Raw genomic sequence first — 18,449 nt, 5'->3', positions numbered from 1 at the left:
TTCAGTCTGCCTTCACCACCACGACACCGGCCTTTTCAAGCGCGGCGATTAGCCCGGCATCGGCCTCTTCTTCCACCACCATCGTATTCACCATCGCTAACTCACCGATGACATAAGAAGAAGCCGCATTTATTTTTTCTGCGGATGCCAGCACGATGGTCTCTGCCGCACGGCGGGAGAATGCCCGTTTGACGCTGGCTTCTTCGTAATCACCAGTGGTCAACCCCGCCTCGGCATGTATTCCCGTTACCCCCATAAAAAACAGATCCGCATGGATGGCGGAAATCCCTTCAATAGCGGCAGTTCCGGTAGTGACAACCGAGTGTTTAAAGAGCTTTCCGCCAATCAGAATGACATCGATGCACGGATGTTCCACCAGCGCGAGGGCAATGCTCGGGCTATGGGTTACGACGGTGATGTGCAAATCCGGCGGCAAGAAGGTGATCAGCTCCGCCGTCGTCGTCCCGCCATCAATAATCACTACCTGGCCTGGCAGGATAAGTTCAGCCCCCTTCTGCGCCACCCGCTTTTTCGAATCCAGGCGCAGGGATTTGCGCTCGGCGAAGGTGGCTGTCGCTCCCGATGCGGGGAGCGCCCCGCCGTGGACGCGCTGTAATTCCCCCTCTGCCGCCAGTTCACGCAGGTCACGGCGAATGGTGTCTTCCGATACCGCAAATTGCGTGCTGAGTGCTTTCGACAGCACCTGTCCTTCACGGGCGAGTTGTTCGAGGATAAGACGCTTGCGTTGGCTGGTAAGCATAAGGCTATTCCTGTTTTTGCACGATTGATCTTGATCATGCACGAAATTGCTGTTTATGATGCCTACTCTACGTATGGAGGTGGTATTGTGCAATCAAAACGTGCAGAAGTACGCATTAAGGACAGCAAAATCCTGTCCGACGACTGGTATACGCTCACCAAATATACCTTTGACCTGCGCCGCCGCGACGGAGAGTGGCAACGACAAAATCGTGAAGTGTATGACCGCGGCAACGGCGCAACGATCCTGCTGTATAACCGCCAGAAACGGACGGTTATCCTGACCCGTCAGTTTCGTTTTCCGGTCTTTATCAACGGACATGACGGTTACCTGATTGAAGCCGCCGCTGGCCTGCTCGATAACATGGATCCGGAAAACCGCATTAAAGCAGAGGCCGAAGAAGAGACCGGCTATCGCGTGGCGAATGTACAAAAGGTCTTCGAAGCCTTTATGAGCCCCGGTTCTGTCACTGAAAAACTGTTCTTTTACACCGCAGAATACCAATCGGGCGACAAGATAAGCCAGGGCGGGGGTATTGAAGCCGAAGGCGAAGACATTGAAGTCATGGAACTGACACTGGATGACGCCCTTGCGGCCATTGACAGCGGCCTTATCTGCGACGGTAAGACCATCATGCTGCTCTACCATGTCGCGTTAAAAAAAATACTGTGAGGGCATCATGAACCGACAAATCATTCTTATCGCTGGCCCTTATCGCAGTGGGACACAGGGCAAGGCTGACTTAATCGCGCAGAACCTTGCCAGACTTGAAGAGGCCGCGCTGGCGGTCTGGCAACGCGGCCATATTCCGGTGATTGGTGAATGGTTGGCCCTGCCACTGGCAAAAGCCGCGGGTTCCACATCGCACGGTGATGAAATCTGCGAGGCGATGCTCTATCCGGTCGCGCATCGGTTGATAACCCGCTGTGACGCACTCTATCGCATTGCCGGAGAATCCCGCGGGGCGGATATGGATATCGAGGTCGCCAGACAACACGGCCTGACAATTTACCCGTCGCTGGAGAGCATTCCTGCCGTTTAATCGACAAAACCGCTATCCGCCTCAGCGCGGGTAGCGGCTCATGCGCTTTTAGCGATTTACCGAACGTGCAATACGCGTATACGTATGTCTGACACCGCGAATGGCCACGCTATAGGCCAGAATATTTTCCGGCAGCGCCATCCCCATATAGCCCGTATCGCCAATATGATGCAGATCGGCTCCCGCCATTTTACTCATCAAGGCAATCTGGCGAATGGTGTTGATATCGGCCCCTTCCTGTGACGTTCCGATAGCCGTCATCGCCAGGACGCCTTTAGCATGTGCGCAGTCAATAAGCGCGGCGACCTTTTCCTGACTCATGCCTGGCACAGTACCGGGGGCCGGGATCAACACAATATCCGCGCCTTGCTCAGCAAACCAGCTTACATCGTCTTCGTTAATAATGGCGCTTCCACTTTCCCGTACCACACCGGCACCATGCATTTTACCGGTAATCAACACTACACTGTCGCCAATCGCATCGCGTATTTCTTTAAGCGCCAGCCCAAGCGCCTTGTTGCTCACGCCATTATTGGGGTTCCCGGTAAGTACAAGGATTTTAGCCCCCATCTCCACCAGCTTACGTGCATTATCCGCCGTCGCCGCGCGTCCCGGATTCATTTTCCAGATGTCATCATGATTGCGGGCAAAGTTGGGGTCGACCGCCTCCAGATTTACGCCAATGATTCGCCCGGTCAGATGCGCTAAACGATGTAACACCTCTTCCGGTTGGGTATCCGCAGGCATGCCCTGAATCTGTGGATGTTCGCTATCAAACATATTGATAAGCAGAATATCCGCCCCCTGTGACGCCGCAAGCTCTGCATTGGTCACGTTGTTAAGCAGCGGCTGCGTGATCGCGATCGTTTCACTGATCAACACGCGCCCTTCACTGGCACGAATCGCATACAGCAACGCCGCTTTGTCCATCTGTACCAAGTCAGAAGCACTGCAGTCCAGTAAACGTTTGGTTGTCATATCTCCACCTTTTGTTTGTGTACCATTTATGTACCACTTAACCACCTTAAATAAATCATGCGTTCAAAAACCAGCCTGAAATGTCTATTTCGCGATCAATTTCACGTTTTTATCGGCATTGATTACACGTAACCATGATGACAAGTGGCGCAATATGATTAAGGATTGGTACACTAAAGATTGATGCAGAAATTCATTCTGGAGATGCAATGCCCATTGTCTTTTCCCTCAATCCATCAGACGGCTTGCCGCTGTATATTCAATTGATCAATGTCATCAAAACAGCCATTGCAAAAGGAGAACTACAACCGGGTGATGGCATACCTTCGGAACGTGAGCTCGGGGAAACGCTGGCGATAGCACGGGGTACGGTACGAAAGGCATTCCAGCAGTTGTTTGATGAGGGGATCCTTATTCGCCAGCAAGGTGCGGGCACTTTTGTCGCCCCCCACCTGCGCCAGTCACTCCCCTTGTTGGAAAGCTTTAGCGAGATGGTCGATGCCAGCGGAGGTCAGGCACAAAGCGAGTTGGTTGGCTATCAGCGTCGGGTTGCTTCATCGCTGGAGCGTCAGATCCTGCAAGTAAGCCCAGGGCAGAACGAGGTGGTTGAGCTGACCCGAGTACGCAAAATCAATGGCATTGCCATCTCCGTACAAACGGCGCTGTTACCAGCCCAGTTGCTGGAAAAAATAACCGATCTGCCTGAATCGCTTTATCGCTACCTGGAACAAAAAGGTATGCCGGTACTTCGCGCGAATCAGCGTTTTGCCGCCGTCGCGGCTGATGACAGGCTGGCACATTATCTTGGCGTTCAACAAAAAACCCCCCTTTTATTGATCACCCGTACAGGTTACAGCCATAACGATATTCCCGTGGAACATACCTGTACCTGGTGCCTTAGCGATTACCACGACTTCACCCTCGAACTCCGCAGGGCAAATTACAATGAAAACGCATGATTTTGCGCGATAAAAAATCGCCTTAACCGGTTAATTCCGGCAAATGACGAACGCCCTGGCGTATCGCTTAAACAATGAGACACGCTCGCCTATCACCCGCCAGAATTGCGCCCATTCTGCACATTTCATAAGTGACACCGTCACATCACTTTTCCCATTATCGTCTATGATCACCTTCGTATGCATTGAGGTGTCGCGTTCTTAAGGCACTTTTTGGCCATTGATCGCTTTTGCATTAAACGAGGTAACTGAATGGAGTCAACATCATTTCATAAAAGCTGGGGTGCCGAATGGCTTGGCAACGGTACCGTCCAGTTTCGTCTCTGGGCATCCGGTCAACCCGGCATCACCCTACGGCTTGCAGGTAAAGACCTGGAGATGCGTCCGTGCGACGAGGGCTGGTTTGAACTTACCGTTGAAAACGTCGCGCCCGGCACGGAATATCAGTATGTTCTTAACGATGGTATGACGATTCCCGACCCGGCCTCTCGCGCACAGAAAGCGGATGTCAATGGTCCGTCGCTGGTCATTGACCCCACGCAGTACCGCTGGCAGCACCCGCAGTGGCAGGGGCGTCCGTGGGAAGAAACCGTTGTATACGAACTACATATCGGCACATTTACCCCGGAAGGCACCCTCCAGGCAGCCATCAGGAAACTGCCTTATCTTGCCGAACTGGGAATTACCCAAATTGAAGTAATGCCCCTGTCGCAGTTTGGCGGCAACCGGGGATGGGGCTACGATGGCGTACTGCTCTACGCACCGCATTCCGCTTACGGTACGCCGGACGATTTCCGCGCTTTTGTCGACGCCGCCCACGGTCTTGGGCTTTCTGTGGTGCTTGATATTGTGCTCAACCACTTTGGCCCGGAAGGCAATTATCTCGCCTTGCTGTCACCCGACTTCTTCGATACCTCCCGTTCCACCCCCTGGGGGGCGGGGATTGCTTATGATGTGGATGCGGCCCGTCGCTATATCGCGGAAGCGCCGCTCTACTGGTTGACCGAGTTTCGCCTTGATGGATTGCGCTTCGATGCCATCGATCAGATTAAGGATAAATCCGAAAAACACATTCTCACTGAGATCGCGCAGCGCATTCGTCAACAGGTAACCGACCGTCCCGTTCATCTCACAACAGAAGACAGCCGTAACATCACCGACCTGCACCCGCGCAATGAAGACGGTTCCGTCCCGCTTTTTACCGGTGAATGGAACGACGACCTCCACAATGCCGTGCATGTACTGGCGACGGGCGAAACCCACGCGTATTACCAGGATTTCGCAAACGCCCCTGAACAATGGGTTGCCAGGGCGCTCGCCGAAGGGTTTGCCTATCAGGGTGAAGTCTCCCCGCACAGTGGCGAACCGCGCGGTGTGGACAGCCGAAGCCAGCCACCCACCGCCTTTGTCGACTTTATCCAGAACCACGATCAGGTGGGTAACCGCGCTTTAGGTGAACGACTGATTAGCCTCGCCGGGCCGGAACGCAGCCAGTGTCTGCTTGCTGCCCTGCTGCTCTCACCGCATATTCCGCTGATCTTTATGGGTGAAGAGTATGGCGAGACGCGGCCTTTCCTGTTCTTTACCGATTTCCATGGCGATCTCGCCCGCGCTGTACGCGAAGGCCGCGCAAACGAATTTTCCGGCCACTCCGGCTATGACGGTGTCGATGTCCCCGATCCCAATGACGAACGCACCTTCACGATGTCGAAACTCAACTGGCAGGCGCAGCAAAGCGCGGAAGGCAAAGCATGGTTGTCTTTAACCCGTGAACTGTTGTTGCTGCGCCAGCAGTACATTGTGCCGTTACTCGCCCACGCGACGGGCCATAACGGTACGGTCGTGGATACCGCGCCCGGCTATCTCGCCGTACGCTGGACGTTCCCTGGCGGCACGTTATCGATGGCGCTCAATCTTGGCGAACAGGCCCGGCCCGCTCCCGAGCTTCCTGGCAAAACACTGTTTGCCCGCCCCGCTATGACAACCGAACTGCCTCCACACTCGATTGTGGTTCGCCTCGCGTCAGGAGATGCGCAATGACCATTCCAACGGCAACCTACCGTATTCAGTTTCGTAACGGCATGACCTTTGATCGCGCCGCGGCGCTGGTGCCCTATCTTAAACGCCTCGGTATGAGCCACCTGTATGCCTCGCCGGTTTTTACTGCCACCACAGGGTCCACCCACGGTTATGACGTAACAGACGCCAATGAAATCGATCCGGCCATTGGCGGGCGCAAGGGGTTTGACCGCATGGTCAACGCGCTCAAAGAGGCCGGGCTGGGTCTGATCCTCGACATTGTGCCAAACCATATGGCGGCATCGCTGGAAAACCGCTGGTGGCGCGATGTTATCGAACACGGTCCACAAAGCCGTTACGCCCACCATTTTGATATCGACTGGACGCGCCCGCTGACACTGCCTTTCCTGGGCGATACCTTTGAAAATGTGCTGGCGCGTGATGAGATCCGCGTGCAGCCGGACCCGGAAACCGGACATCCCGCCTTTGCCTATTACGACAGTTTTTACCCATTGACGCCGGAAAGCTGGCAGGACGACCCCGCCGCGATATTGAACCTGACGGATAAATCAGCCATCAGCGCGTTGCATGAGCGGCAACCCTGGCGACTCACCTGCTGGCGTGACGCGCCCCATTCGCTCTCCTACCGTCGCTTTTTCGAAATAACCGGTCTGGTGGGGGTACGCGTTGAAGATAAAACCGTCTTTGATGACACCCACCGGCTGATCCTCGAACTGGTGCATAGCGGCATTGTTGACGGGCTGCGGGTCGACCATATTGACGGGCTGGCAGACCCGAAAGGCTACCTTGACCATTTGCGCCAACAGGCCGGGCCGGACTGCTATATCACCGTGGAGAAGATCCTGGGTGAAGGCGAACAGCTACCCCAGGACTGGCCCATCTCCGGGACCACCGGTTATGAATTTATCGCCGCGTTATCCGACGCACTGGTCGATGGCGACAATATGGAGGCCCTGAGCCAGACCTACGAAGAGGTGCTGGGCAGAACGGTTGATATGGCAAACGAGCTGCGGGCCGCGAAGCTGCTGATGTCGGGGCGCAATTTTGAAGGGGAGTTCAACACCCTGCTCAGGCTCAGCCTGGAGATTGCCACGGCGGAAGGTGTCGCGCTCGATGAAACCGCCCTCAGTACGGCCCTGCGCGAATTGCTGGTCGCCTTCCCCGTCTACCGTACCTACGGCACTGACAGTGGACTGCCCCCGGCGGACCATGCTCTGCTGCAAAAAGTGGCCGATTCGGTGAGAGCGCTCGGTACCCTGCCGGATCCTGAGGCGCTGGATTTCCTGCAACGGATTCTTGTTGGCGAGGTGAAGGAGAGCACCGCTCATAATGTGCTCACCTTCCGCACCCGCTTTCAGCAACTGACCGGGCCGCTGATGGCGAAATCAGTGGAAGATACCCTCTTTTTCCGTCAGCACATGGCGCTGGCGCTCAATGAAGTGGGCTCTGAACCGCTACCGCGACCGTACGCGCTGGCCGCGTTCCATGAGGCAATGCAAACCCGCCGCGAGCGACAGCCGGATGCCCTGTCGACCACCTCCACCCATGACACCAAACGGGGTGAGGATACCCGCGCCCGGCTCTATACCCTCACCGAAGCGCCCGAACACTGGGCGCAGTGCATTGTTCGCTGGCGCGAAATGAACAAGTCCAAAGTGGTGCTGATAGATGACGGCGCCGCCCCGCGCTCCGGCAGCAAATGGATGATCTATCAGGCGCTGGCCGGTGCCTGGCCCGTTACGTTACGCCCGGACGATCATAAAGGCCTCAAAGCCCTTGAAGCCCGCTTTCTCCCCTATGTGGAAAAAGCGCTGCGTGAGGAGAAACTGCGTACAAGCTGGGGTGACACCAATGACGCCTACGAACAGGCGGTGCTCGGCTATGTCACTCATCTGCTCTCGGCGGAAAACCAGCCGTTTCTGGTCGATTTCCACCGCTCCCTGCAACCTTTTATTCGCGCCGGACTGGTGAACAGCCTGACCCAGGCAATAATTAAACTTACTGCGCCCGGTGTACCGGATATTTATCAGGGGAGCGAGGCGTTTAACTTTAGCCTTGTGGATCCCGATAATCGCCGCGAACCGGATTTCTTTGCGCTGGCCAGCGCGCTTGACGATGAGGAAAAGCCGCTCACTACCGATAAAGACGCCTGGTTTAGCGGCAGGACGAAACAGCAGGCCATCGCACTCCTTGCCCGTTTCCGTCAGCAAAAACCGCTGCTGTTTCGCACCGGTGACTATCTGCCGCTTTCAGCGTCAGGGTCGCAGGCGAAAAATGTTATCGCCTTTGCCCGTACCACTGGCAAGGAGGCGCTGGTTGTTATCGTCCCGCGCCTGGTCTTCGATTCGCTGGCCGCTCACCCCGACCGGCTCTACCCGCCAGGGTTGGAGACATCGGTCACGCTGCCGGATGCGCTTGCCGGACGGCGCTATCGGGATCTGTTTACCGGAAAAGAAGAAGACCTGAACGACGGCGTTAACCTGGCGTCAGGTGATGGCAGTCTGCCCGTACGCGTTTTGTATAGTTCATTTTAACCTTTTGTATTTATGGCAAAATCTTAATTCGCGGGAGAAGGAAAAAATGTCAGACGGAAAGTCATTTACCATTACGGCAGGAAATTATCACCAGCTTGGTGCTAATTACGATGGTGAGGGTGTCAACTTCGCGCTCTTTTCCGCCCACGCGCAGCGCGTTGAGCTATGTCTCTATGCTCCCGACGGCAAACAGGAGATTGCAAGGCTCGATCTGCCGGAGTACACCCATGAAATCTGGCACGGCTACGTTCCCGGACTGAAACCCGGCGCACTGTATGGGTTTCGCGTCCATGGGCCTTACGACCCGGAAAATGGTCACCGTTTTAACCCGCATAAACTGCTGGTTGATCCGTACGCCCGCGAACTGGTTGGCAATGTGGAGTGGAATGAATCGCACTTTGCCTACGACCTGTTACATGAAGATAAAGATCTGACGTTTGATACCCGCGACAGCGGCCCCTATATGCCCAAATGCCGGGTGATCGACCCGAATGAATTTGACTGGCAGGACCAACATCGCCCGGCCATTCCCTGGTCCAGTGCGGTTATCTATGAAACGCATGTGAAGGGCTTTACCCAGCTCAACTCCGCCTTGCCGCAGGAGCTGCGCGGCACCTTTGAAGGCATGGGCCACAAGGCGACGGTGGATTACATCAAAAATCTCGGCATCACCTCGGTTGAACTGCTGCCCATCCACTGGTTTCCGGATGATCAGCACCTTCTGGACAAGGGGCTGAAAAATTTCTGGGGTTATAACACCCTGGGCTTCTTTGCCCCGGCTTCGCGTTATTACGGTCCGAAAGGCATTCAGGGCGTGCGCGATATGGTACGCGCCTTTCATGATGCCGGTATCGAAGTGATCCTCGATGTGGTCTATAACCACACGGCGGAAGGCAACGAACTGGGCCCGACGCTCTCGTTTAAGGGGATCGATAATTTCTCCTACTACCGTACCTTGCCTGAGCAGCATCGCTATTACATTAACGATACCGGTACGGGTAATACGGTGAACACCTCGCATCCACGGGTGCTACAAATGGTGATGGATTCGCTGCGTTACTGGGCAGAGTCGATGCATATCGACGGCTTTCGCTTTGACCTGGGGACCATTCTGGGGCGTGAACCGGAAGGCTTCGACCAGCGCGGCGGCTTTTTTGACGCCATGATGCAGGACCCTTTGCTGTCACGACTGAAATTGATTGGCGAACCCTGGGATATCGGTCCGGGCGGCTATCAGGTAGGTGGGTTCCCGCCAGGCTGGGCCGAGTGGAATGATAAATATCGCGACACGGTGCGTGAATACTGGCATGGCGATAATGTCTCCAGCGATTTCGCCGCCCGCCTGCTGGGCTCCGGCGACCTGTACGATCTGCGCGGACGTCGCCCGTGGGCCAGCGTTAACTTTATTACCGCCCATGACGGCTTCACGCTTAACGATCTGGTGTCATACAACGACAAGCACAACGAAGCCAACGGCGAAGACAATAAAGACGGCCACAACGATAACCGCTCCTGCAACTATGGCGCGGAAGGTCCAACAGAGGATGAAGGCATTAACGCCGTGCGCGAGCGGCAGAAACGTAACTTCCTTGCCACACTGTTCTTCTCACACGGCACGCCCATGCTGCTTGCGGGCGACGAGTTTGGTCGCAGCCAGTTGGGGAACAATAACGGCTATTGTCAGGACAGTGAAATCTCATGGGTGCACTGGGATAACCTGCCGGAAACGGCCAGAACACTGCATGAGTTTACCCGCCACGTCATTAAACTTCGCGCCGACCAGCCGCTGCTGCGCCGTGAAAACTGGCGCGATGGCATGGTGATCGAGTGGTTTAACGCCGGGGGCGGTTTCCAGCAGCCGGAACAGTGGGATGAGGGTTCGACGCTCGGTGTCTATATCGGTCGCCCGGACCTGCAAACGGAAAAAGGTATCTGGCACGATGTTCTGATGCTCATTAACCCGTTTGAAGGCAATGTGCCGTTTCGTATTCCGCAGTTTGGCGAAGGTGGCTGGGTGCTGGAGATTTCCACCGCAGAAAACGCCAAACGTGGGCTGGTTATCACCAAAGAGATGGATTTTGAACTGGAGGGCCGCTCTATCGTCCTGTTCAGGCGTCCATAGCGATACGCACCTTCGTTTAGGGTAAAAAACACGTGACACCGTCACGTTAAAAGCCGTTGTTCTGAGCAGGCCACGCGCCTGCTCACTTTTAGCCCGCCTGCTTCCTGCTGCCGTTTACGCCCTGCCTGCAACTCTATACACTTCCAGCTTCGCACGACCATACAAGCAAAAAACAGATGAACAAAACGCGTATTAACCTTCCCGCCGGTTATTTTGGCATGGTACTGGGCATTATCGGCCTGGGTTTCTCCTGGCGATTTGCCGCCACCATCTGGCCTGTCACCACCCTGCCTGCCGATGTGCTGGTCATTCTCGCTATTCTTATCTGGGCGCTGTTGATGTTTGCGTTCATCACCCGTCTGATACGCCATACAGGCACCCTGCGTGAGGAGATCGGCCATCCGCTGAAAAGCAGTTTTGTCAGCCTTGCGCCTGCCACCAGTATGCTGGTCGCCATTGGCCTGACACCCTGGTGTTATACGCTTGCCCTGATCCTGTTTCTGGTTGCCGTTACCGCCCAGCTAACCTATTCCGCCTGGCAAACCGCTGGATTATGGCGCGGCACGCACCCGAAAGAGGCCACCACGCCGGGGCTGTACCTGCCTGGCGTGGCGAACAATTTTATCAGCGCCATGGCCTGTGGCGCGCTGGGCTTTACCGATGTCGGCCTGCTCTTTTTAGGTGCCGGTGTTTTCTCCTGGCTGAGTCTCGAACCGGCCATTCTGAGTCGCATGCGTAATCTGGAAGAGATGTCGCCTGCGGTTCGCACCTCGCTCGGCATTCAGATGGCCCCGGCGTTCGTTGCCTGTAGTGCCTGGCTGATGCTGAACGGCGGTCAGGCGGATGTCTTTGCCAAACTGCTCTTTGGTTATGGTCTGCTGCAAACGCTGTATATGATTCGCCTCATCCCCTGGTACAGCGCGCAGCCGTTTAATCCCTCTTTCTGGAGCTTCTCGTTCGGCGTGGCATCGCTGGCGACCACGACCCTTAAACTGGGGCACAGTTCTCCCGACGGCGCACTGCACTGGATCGCCTTCCCGCTGTTTTTCGCCTGTAATCTGGTGATTGGGCTACTGATGGTGAAAACCTTTATGCTGCTGGTACGCGGCAAATTGATCATCCGCGAACCACACCCATGAGTGATAACACCGCCCTTATCTATCGCACCTTTGGGGCGCCAGAATCAGTGCTGTCCCTGCAAAGGGTAGAGGCAGAGGAACTGGCGGCTGACAGGGTGCGGGTCGCAATGGCGCTTTCCCCGGTCAATGCCTCCGATCTGATCCCCATCACCGGCGCATATCGCCACCGGATCACCCTGCCCGCCATTGCCGGTTATGAAGGTGTGGGCACCGTTATTCAGGCACCACCGCAGGCCGCCCATCTGCTGGGAAAACGGGTGTTGCCGCTGCGCGGACAGGGCACCTGGCAACGTCTGGTTGACTGCCCGGCGGCCTTTACCGTGCCGGTACCGGACGATATCAGCGATACGCTGGCGGCCAGGGCGTACATCAACCCGCTTGCCGCGCTGTTAATGCTTAATCTCTACCCGCCAGCGGGAAAACATGTGCTGATTACCGCCGCCGGGTCGGATTGCGCCGCTCTGCTCGGCCAGTGGGCGCTCAAGCGTGGCGCGCTGAGCGTCACGGGCGTTCATCGCTCGCCCGTTCATCGGCAAAAGCTGGCTGAATGCGGCATTCGCCCGCTTGAGGAGACGCGCACCGCGGAAATCGAGACCCTGGCGCAAACGACAGATATTGTGTATGACGCCACCGGCGGAAAACTTGCCGACTTACTGCTCTCATCCATGCGCAAAACGGCGCTGTTTGTCAGCTATGGCCTGCTTTCCGGCCAGCCTTATCGCGTTCTTCCCCACCATCCACCGACCCAGTGGTTCCATATTCGCAACGTTCTGGATGCTGTCTCAGCGGCGCAGTGGCAGGCGCTGTTCGCTGAACTCTGGCCGTTACTGCGCCAAAGCCAGCTCAATGACGCCAGCTTCTTTCCGCTGGCTCACTGGCAAGAGGCCATCGCGTTGTATAAAACGCCGGGCAGGACGCGCAAACCCCTGCTCGCTTTTTCCGTTAAGGCGTAGCGTGACGTAAGAGGCTACCGGGCGTTGAAATACTCAATGGTTTCTCTGACTTTGCGGGCAGCACTTTTCAGGGTGTCGATGTCAACCGAGCCAATAGCCATGCGCAGCGCGTGCGGTGTGTGAATAGAAGTACTGAACGGTTCTGCGGTGGTCAGTGAAATGTTCTCTTTAAGTAACGCGCTGACCACACGATCCGCGCGCACCTCTTCCTGTAACGGCAGCCAGACAAAATAAGAAGACGGATGGCTTACGCAGTGCAGCGGCGCCAGATACTCGCGCGCCACGGCCTGCCGGTAGCGGGCATCCTCCCTTTTTAACTGCTCCAGCCGCGCCACTGTGCCATCCAGCACCCAACCGCAGACAATCGCCGTCATCAGGGCGGGCGTATTCCATGTGGTTGCCCTTATGGCACGTTCAATACCCTGCTTTTTATCCGCGGGCGCGACCACCATCCCCACGCGCAGCCCGGAGGCCACATTTTTCGAAAAGCCCGCCAGATAGAGCGTTCTTTCAGGCGCATAGTGGTGGATGGGCAGCGGCGGGTTATCCACCAGCCAGACATAGGTGGCATCTTCGATAATCAGCAGGTCGTGTTCGCAGGCGATAGCGGCTATTTCGCGGCGAAACGCATCATTTGCCACCCACCCCAGAGGATTATGCAGCGTGGGCATGGTGTAAATGGCTCTCACCCGACGCTTTTTGCACAGCTTACGCAATGCCTCAGGATCCATCGCCTCCCCGCAGGCCGGTACCGCCACCAGTTCCAGATGAAACTGTTCGGCCAGCACCTTAAAGCCGGGGTAGGTCAGCGCGTCAACCGCGACCACGTCACCGGGTTTGAGCAACCCCATCACCGCGACCGCCAGCCCGTGCTGCGTCCCGTTGACAATCATCAGATTCTCAGGGGCCGTCTTTACCCCGAATTGCGCCAGGTAATCAGCAAACACGCTACGTTCGCTGGTTTTTCCCCCGTGCGGCTGATAGCGCAGCAGCGATTCAATATCACCGCTGACCGAAAGCTGGCGCAGCGCGGTTCTCAGTAACTCCGCCTGTTCGGGCAGCGCCGGGTAGTTAAAGCTCAGATCAATCACATCGGAGGCGATCGCATGACGATCGATACCCTGCCCGCGCGGCAGCATAATCTCTCTGACAAACGTCCCGCGCCCCGTCTCACCGCTAACCAGCCCCATGGCCTCCAGTTCCGCATAGACACGGGTCGCCGTGACCAGCGAAATATGGTGCTGCGCCGACAAAACGCGGTGCGTCGGTAACCGTGTTCCGGCTACCAGTTCACCGGATTTAATGGCCCTGGCAAACTCGTCAACGAGGCTTTTGTAGCGTGCTTTCACGATTGTATCCATGACAATAATTTGATTGTCATGAATTCTCGGCCGTATGCTCAGTGCTGTCAAACAAGTTCAGATAACAATAACCACACATTGAGGTGCACTGTGCAAGAGAAGCAAGACAACCCGCCCCTGAGCGGCTGGATAAATGGCTTTGTCGGTATGATCATTTTTAGCGGTTCGCTTCCGGCCACCCGCGCCGCGGTGCTGGATTTCGATCCCCTGTTTCTCACCGTCGCCCGCGCCTCTATCGCCGGTCTGCTGGCCTTATTTCTGGTCATCACCCTGCGGGGAAAACGCCCGAACGGCGCCCAGGTTCTCTCTCTGATGGTGGTCGCACTTGGCGTGGTGGTTGGCTTTCCTCTGCTTACCGCCTTTGCCCTGCAACATGTAACCTCGGCGCACTCCATCGTGTTTCTCGGTCTGCTGCCGCTCGCTACCGCCATTTTCGGCGTCCTGCGCGGCGGTGAAAGGCCACGTCCGGCCTTCTGGATTTTTTCAGGTCTGGGCAGTTTACTGGTGACCGGGTTTGCCTTAAGTCAGGACATTGCCGTTTCGGCGGTGGGCGATTTACTGATGCTGGCGGCGGTGGTTGTCTGCGGCCTGGGCTATGCTGAAGGTGCCCGCTTAACGCGGGTACTCGGCGGCTGGCAGGTGATCAGTTGGGCGCTCATCATTGCGCTGCCGTTAATGTTAACCGTTGCCGTGTTAACCCGCCCGGCCAGCTTTTCAGGGATCAGCGAACCCGCATGGTTTTCATTGGGTTATGTCTCATTATTCAGCATGCTGATTGGTTTTGTGTTCTGGTATAAAGGGCTGGCGCAAGGGGGCATCGCCGCTGTCGGGCAGCTACAGCTCCTGCAACCCTTTTTTGCACTGGCGCTGGCAGCGACGTTTTTACAAGAGTCCGTCAGCGTCATGATGATCCTGGTCACTATGGGGGTCATTGTTTGCGTGGCAGGATCACGCAGGTTTGCACGTTAACCGGTTTATCTGAGCACTTATGCCCTGGTATAAGTGCCTTTTTCACGGCAGGAGGAGCAGTATGCTAAGAGGTCTGAGTGCCTTTCCACTCACCCCTATTACCAACAACAACGTGGATGAAGCCGCGTTTGTTCATCTGATTACTAACCTTGTCGCAGCGGGCGTGGACTCCATCGGCGCAGTGGGTTCGACAGGCAGCTATGCCTATCTCACGCGCGATGAGCGTCGCCGCGTAGCAGAGCTGGCCGTCCAGCACGCCGAAGGGATTCCGGTGCTGGTGAGCATCGGCGCGATCCGCCTGGACGATGTGCTGGCGATTGCCGAAGACGCACAGCGCGCCGGGGTGAAGGCCGTTATGATGGCCCCGGTCTCCTATCAACAGCTTAATGCGGAAGAGGTTTATACACTCTACGAAACCGTCACCCGCCACCTTTCCGTGCCGCTGTGTCTCTACGATAACCCGGCGACCACCGGTTTTGCCTTTACGGATGACTTACTCGTTGAGATTGCCGCGCTTCCCGCCGTCTCTTCAATCAAGCTTTCTGCGGTCTCTACCGATCCCACGAAAGGCAAAGAGCGCCTTGACGATTTACGCGCACGCATCCCTGCGTCCGTCACCATTGGGATCAGCGGCGACTGGCAGGCCGCAACCGGCTTTGCGGCCGGCTGCGATGTCTGGTATTCGGTGATTGGCGGGCTATTCCCACAGGTAAGCCTGGCCCTAACCCGCGCCGCGCGGGCGGGGAATCATCGGCTTGCAGGCGAACTGTCCGACCAGCTAGAACCGCTGTGGCAACTGTTTCGTATTCACCGCAGCCTGCGGGTGATGGCGGCGGCGGCGGAAATCATGGGCGTGGTCGGCCCTTCCTGTCTGCCTTTTCCTCTGCGCCCACTGGCAGGCGAAGACAAAGAGCACCTGCACGCGGTCCTCAAGTCCACCGGCCTGGTGTAGCGTTTTCTACGGGCAGGCCTGTGCGTCGGTCTGCCCGTGTAGCACCTTCGCTTGTTACACCTTCACCACCGCTTTATTTTTATCCAGTAAAAAAGGTCGCAAATACCCTACCGTGTTGGATAACAAAATAACCTCCTCAGGCAGGTCTATTTTCAGTACATCAGTGACATAGTTGCGACGCGCCTGCATACGCGCCCACACCTGCGGGTAATCCTGCGCCAGTTCATCGCGCAGCGCCTCATCGGCCAGGCCAACGGTATCTTCAATGCTACAGCCGCCATAACCCGGCACCGAGGGAATAATATCGATTTGCAGCAGCATGCCGCTTTCCAGGCGGGCTGTTGAACCGGGGTAAATCGGCGAACTTAACCACTCTTCATCGGCAACCAGATGGCCAGGATTGAGATGCCAGTGCCAGCGATCTTTAGGTAACACCGACTCCACCAGGCGGTAGACTTCTGCGCCCGTCACGCCTGGGCGGATAAACTCAAGCCACTGGACCACGGTGTGATAATAGGGAATGGCCACACGGGTCAGATAATCTGCAACCGGCTCCGCCAGCTCATTTTCACTGGCGACAATCCAGGCTGCACGGCTGGTTAACCCGCCTTTATAACCGACGGTCAGAGAAAATTTATCGCCGCGAGCGATAATCTTGTCCGTTGGGTAGAGACAGGCATTGGTAAAACGGTCGCCGGTAGCGGCAATCATCACCACATTGTTGGGCTGTCCCCAACCGGCCAGAAGGTGCCCTATCTCTTTTTCACGCCGCCCTGGCTCAACGGCATTGAGCGCCGTCAGTACCTGCGTGGAGGCGAGGTTTGCGCCGTACTCATAAAACGCAATTTCGCAGGCGCTGTTCAGCCGCCGTACGCCCCGCTCCGGGGAGATAAACAGCCCGGTGGCATTGCGCACATTGTCCCGCCCGCCTGCCGCGCTGAACACCGCATCGAGAATAAACGCCGGAACATCAAACAGCGCTGAATCACCGGTGAATAATTTCCAGCCCACGACACCCACCCTGGCCGCAGCCGTGATGCCGCACGAGGCGAGCAACCCGGCCAACGGCGCATCCCCGTCCATCGGCTGGTTGGGTAATGAGAACAGCGGCGTGTGCAGGCATTTGCCGCCGTTACGCGCAAAGGGCACCAGCTTGAGGTTTTCATTGCCCATGATGTAGCTCAGCTCGCCATCGGCATTAACGACCAGCAATGCTTCCTCGAAACGGGGAATAAACCCGGCAAGATACTCAAAATTGGCACCGTGCTCTTTGTCGGCATAGATAACCAGATGGGTAAAACCACTGGCCTGCATCGCCAGCAGGACATTACGCAAGCGCTGTTTCATGGTGTCGTCAGAAAGGACGGGGTAAGCAATATCCGGGTAGGTTTGCGGCGCGGGTATCGTCTGTACGTGATAGCGCGGAACCGTTGTCATGGCGTCATTCCTTATGCGGCGGGAAAAGATCCTGATTGCTCTACGCCGTTGTGTTGACCAGAGCATTCTGACCATCAATACGTTGTGACAACATATCATGGAACAGACGGGTCGCCATGGATAACGTCCGTTGACGGGGTAAACAGAGATCGACCTTCACTTTTCCCATCAGGGGATCGGCCAGCGGTACCGCCACAAACATTGCCTGCGCATCCGGCTCCTGATGATGTAGCTGGGGCAAAATAAGTAGCGTCCTGCCCTGCAGCGCCAGGGTCTTTTGCACCTCCATCGAACTGGTAATAAAGCGCATATCGAAGTGGACAGCTTCGCGCCGGGCGGCGGATTCCAGTAACTGGCGCACCGCATAGTTGGCGGGAGGAATGGCAATCGGATGGGCGGCAATCTCTTTGAGGGTCAAACGCGGCTTCGTCGCCAGCGGATGGTGGGCGGCCATCAGAACCTTGTGTTCCAGATGACAGCAATGCGTCACCTGAATCTCCGCGCTGACCGGGGTATAAAAGGCCAGCGCCACATCCACATGTCCGCGAATAAGCTGTTCGGCAATGTACGGGGCGCTGCCGGTGTCAATCTCGAACGACACCTCCGGGTTGTGCTGACCAAATGCCTCAATGACGGGCGCGATAAACAGCGCGACCAGGCTCTCGGCGGCGCAGATTTTTACCGTACCGGACACCACGCTGCGCCTAGAGGTGATGCGCGCCTTCACCGACTCCAGCTCACGCAATGTGGCGTGCACCGCCTGCGCCAGAAGTTCCCCTTCACGGGTCAGTTTAATCCCCCTCGGACCTCGTTCAATCAATGCCGCGCCATAATAGTGTTCCAGAATATCGATTTGTCGCGTCACTGCCCCTGGCGCAACAAACAATTTATCGGCAGCCTCCCGAAAAGAAGCAGACTTTGCGACCTGACTAAAATATTTCAGCGCCCGTAATTGCATTGTCTCTCCCGTTGGATGAATCCATTGAAGCGACCTTATTACGCTGGCGAAATATTGGCAAACATCGACATAATTAGCGCCACATTGCACTTTTAGTAAGCACGGAGCGCCATTTTTGTGCATTCACTGAGCTATTCAAATCGTCATTACGCCACAATGGCCTGAATATGCGGCATGACCGCTTATTTATCGCTGCCCCATTCGGTAATCGGGTTTACGAACCAGGCACATTTTAAGTGCACTCG

General features: G+C 56.3%; 15 protein-coding genes. 10 read left to right on the top strand and 5 right to left on the bottom strand.

The features are described from left to right. Window position 1: 1 nt before the first annotated feature. Window positions 2-760, bottom strand: a complete 759-nt coding sequence (locus ABIB59_RS15590) for a DeoR/GlpR family DNA-binding transcription regulator (RefSeq protein WP_039078986.1) — start codon at window positions 758-760, stop codon at window positions 2-4. A gap of 87 nt (window positions 761-847) precedes the next feature. On the opposite strand from ABIB59_RS15590, the gene ABIB59_RS15585 reads away from it, so the two are divergent. Together ABIB59_RS15585 and ABIB59_RS15580 are read left to right on the top strand one after the other, a co-directional pair. Further along, on the top strand, window positions 848-1,432 hold the full coding sequence (locus ABIB59_RS15585; protein ID WP_335255593.1) for an NUDIX hydrolase: 585 nt from the start codon (window positions 848-850) through the stop codon (window positions 1,430-1,432). A 7-nt stretch (window positions 1,433-1,439) separates the two neighbouring features. Further along, window positions 1,440-1,802: an NUDIX hydrolase gene (locus ABIB59_RS15580; protein ID WP_079497400.1), complete on the top strand. Its 363-nt coding sequence runs from the start codon at window positions 1,440-1,442 to the stop codon at window positions 1,800-1,802. Between the two features lie 48 nt (window positions 1,803-1,850). Here ABIB59_RS15580 and ABIB59_RS15575 read toward each other — a convergent pair whose 3' ends face one another. Then, the gene (locus ABIB59_RS15575) at window positions 1,851-2,780 is read right to left on the bottom strand and encodes a DUF7916 family protein (protein ID WP_071194228.1); all 930 of its coding nucleotides are present in this window, start codon (window positions 2,778-2,780) and stop codon (window positions 1,851-1,853) included. Window positions 2,781-2,989: 209 nt separating this feature from the next. Here ABIB59_RS15575 and ABIB59_RS15570 point away from each other — a divergent pair, with 209 nt between their 5' ends. From ABIB59_RS15570 to ABIB59_RS15545, 6 genes are all read left to right on the top strand, one after another. Further along, on the top strand, window positions 2,990-3,739 hold the full coding sequence (locus ABIB59_RS15570; RefSeq protein WP_125124659.1) for a GntR family transcriptional regulator: 750 nt from the start codon (window positions 2,990-2,992) through the stop codon (window positions 3,737-3,739). A gap of 252 nt (window positions 3,740-3,991) precedes the next feature. Further along, on the top strand, window positions 3,992-5,779 hold the full coding sequence (gene treZ, locus ABIB59_RS15565; protein WP_354036089.1) for a malto-oligosyltrehalose trehalohydrolase: 1,788 nt from the start codon (window positions 3,992-3,994) through the stop codon (window positions 5,777-5,779). Beyond that, the gene (gene treY / locus ABIB59_RS15560) at window positions 5,776-8,313 is read left to right on the top strand and encodes a malto-oligosyltrehalose synthase (RefSeq protein WP_354036088.1); all 2,538 of its coding nucleotides are present in this window, start codon (window positions 5,776-5,778) and stop codon (window positions 8,311-8,313) included. Before treZ ends, treY begins: the two co-directional genes overlap by 4 nt. Before the next feature lie 46 nt (window positions 8,314-8,359). After that, the gene (gene glgX / locus ABIB59_RS15555) at window positions 8,360-10,435 is read left to right on the top strand and encodes a glycogen debranching protein GlgX (protein WP_079497396.1); all 2,076 of its coding nucleotides are present in this window, start codon (window positions 8,360-8,362) and stop codon (window positions 10,433-10,435) included. A 176-nt stretch (window positions 10,436-10,611) separates the two neighbouring features. Then, entirely contained in the window at window positions 10,612-11,574 is a 963-nt protein-coding gene (gene tehA, locus ABIB59_RS15550) for a dicarboxylate transporter/tellurite-resistance protein TehA (RefSeq protein ID WP_039078979.1), read from the top strand. After that, a complete protein-coding gene (locus tag ABIB59_RS15545) occupies window positions 11,571-12,527 on the top strand; it encodes a zinc-dependent alcohol dehydrogenase family protein (RefSeq protein ID WP_354036085.1) in 957 nt (318 codons plus the stop codon). Before tehA ends, ABIB59_RS15545 begins: the two co-directional genes overlap by 4 nt. Window positions 12,528-12,541: 14 nt before the next feature. Here the strand turns inward: ABIB59_RS15545 and ABIB59_RS15540 are convergent, their stop codons facing one another. Continuing rightward, window positions 12,542-13,876, bottom strand: coding sequence for an aminotransferase-like domain-containing protein (locus ABIB59_RS15540; protein WP_354036083.1), 1,335 nt, complete (start codon window positions 13,874-13,876; stop codon window positions 12,542-12,544). 102 nt (window positions 13,877-13,978) lie between these two features. Here ABIB59_RS15540 and ABIB59_RS15535 point away from each other — a divergent pair, with 102 nt between their 5' ends. Further along, entirely contained in the window at window positions 13,979-14,857 is an 879-nt protein-coding gene (locus ABIB59_RS15535) for a DMT family transporter (RefSeq protein WP_223886911.1), read from the top strand. Between the two features lie 61 nt (window positions 14,858-14,918). After that, window positions 14,919-15,809, top strand: a complete 891-nt coding sequence (locus tag ABIB59_RS15530) for a dihydrodipicolinate synthase family protein (protein WP_039078975.1) — start codon at window positions 14,919-14,921, stop codon at window positions 15,807-15,809. 54 nt (window positions 15,810-15,863) lie between these two features. On the opposite strand, the gene ABIB59_RS15525 is transcribed toward ABIB59_RS15530, so the two are convergent. Together ABIB59_RS15525 and ABIB59_RS15520 are read right to left on the bottom strand one after the other, a co-directional pair. Continuing rightward, entirely contained in the window at window positions 15,864-17,246 is a 1,383-nt protein-coding gene (locus tag ABIB59_RS15525; RefSeq protein ID WP_354036081.1) for a M24 family metallopeptidase, read from the bottom strand. A gap of 40 nt (window positions 17,247-17,286) precedes the next feature. After that, entirely contained in the window at window positions 17,287-18,204 is a 918-nt protein-coding gene (locus ABIB59_RS15520; protein ID WP_354036079.1) for a LysR family transcriptional regulator, read from the bottom strand. Between the last annotated feature and the right edge of the window lie 245 nt (window positions 18,205-18,449).

Origin of the sequence: Citrobacter sp. UYEF32 (genome assembly GCF_040546205.1) — a bacterium.
In the GTDB taxonomy this organism is placed as follows: domain Bacteria; phylum Pseudomonadota; class Gammaproteobacteria; order Enterobacterales; family Enterobacteriaceae; genus Phytobacter; species Phytobacter diazotrophicus.
Note: the sequence above shows the minus strand (reverse complement) of the source record. Positions and strands in the feature narration are given on the sequence as shown.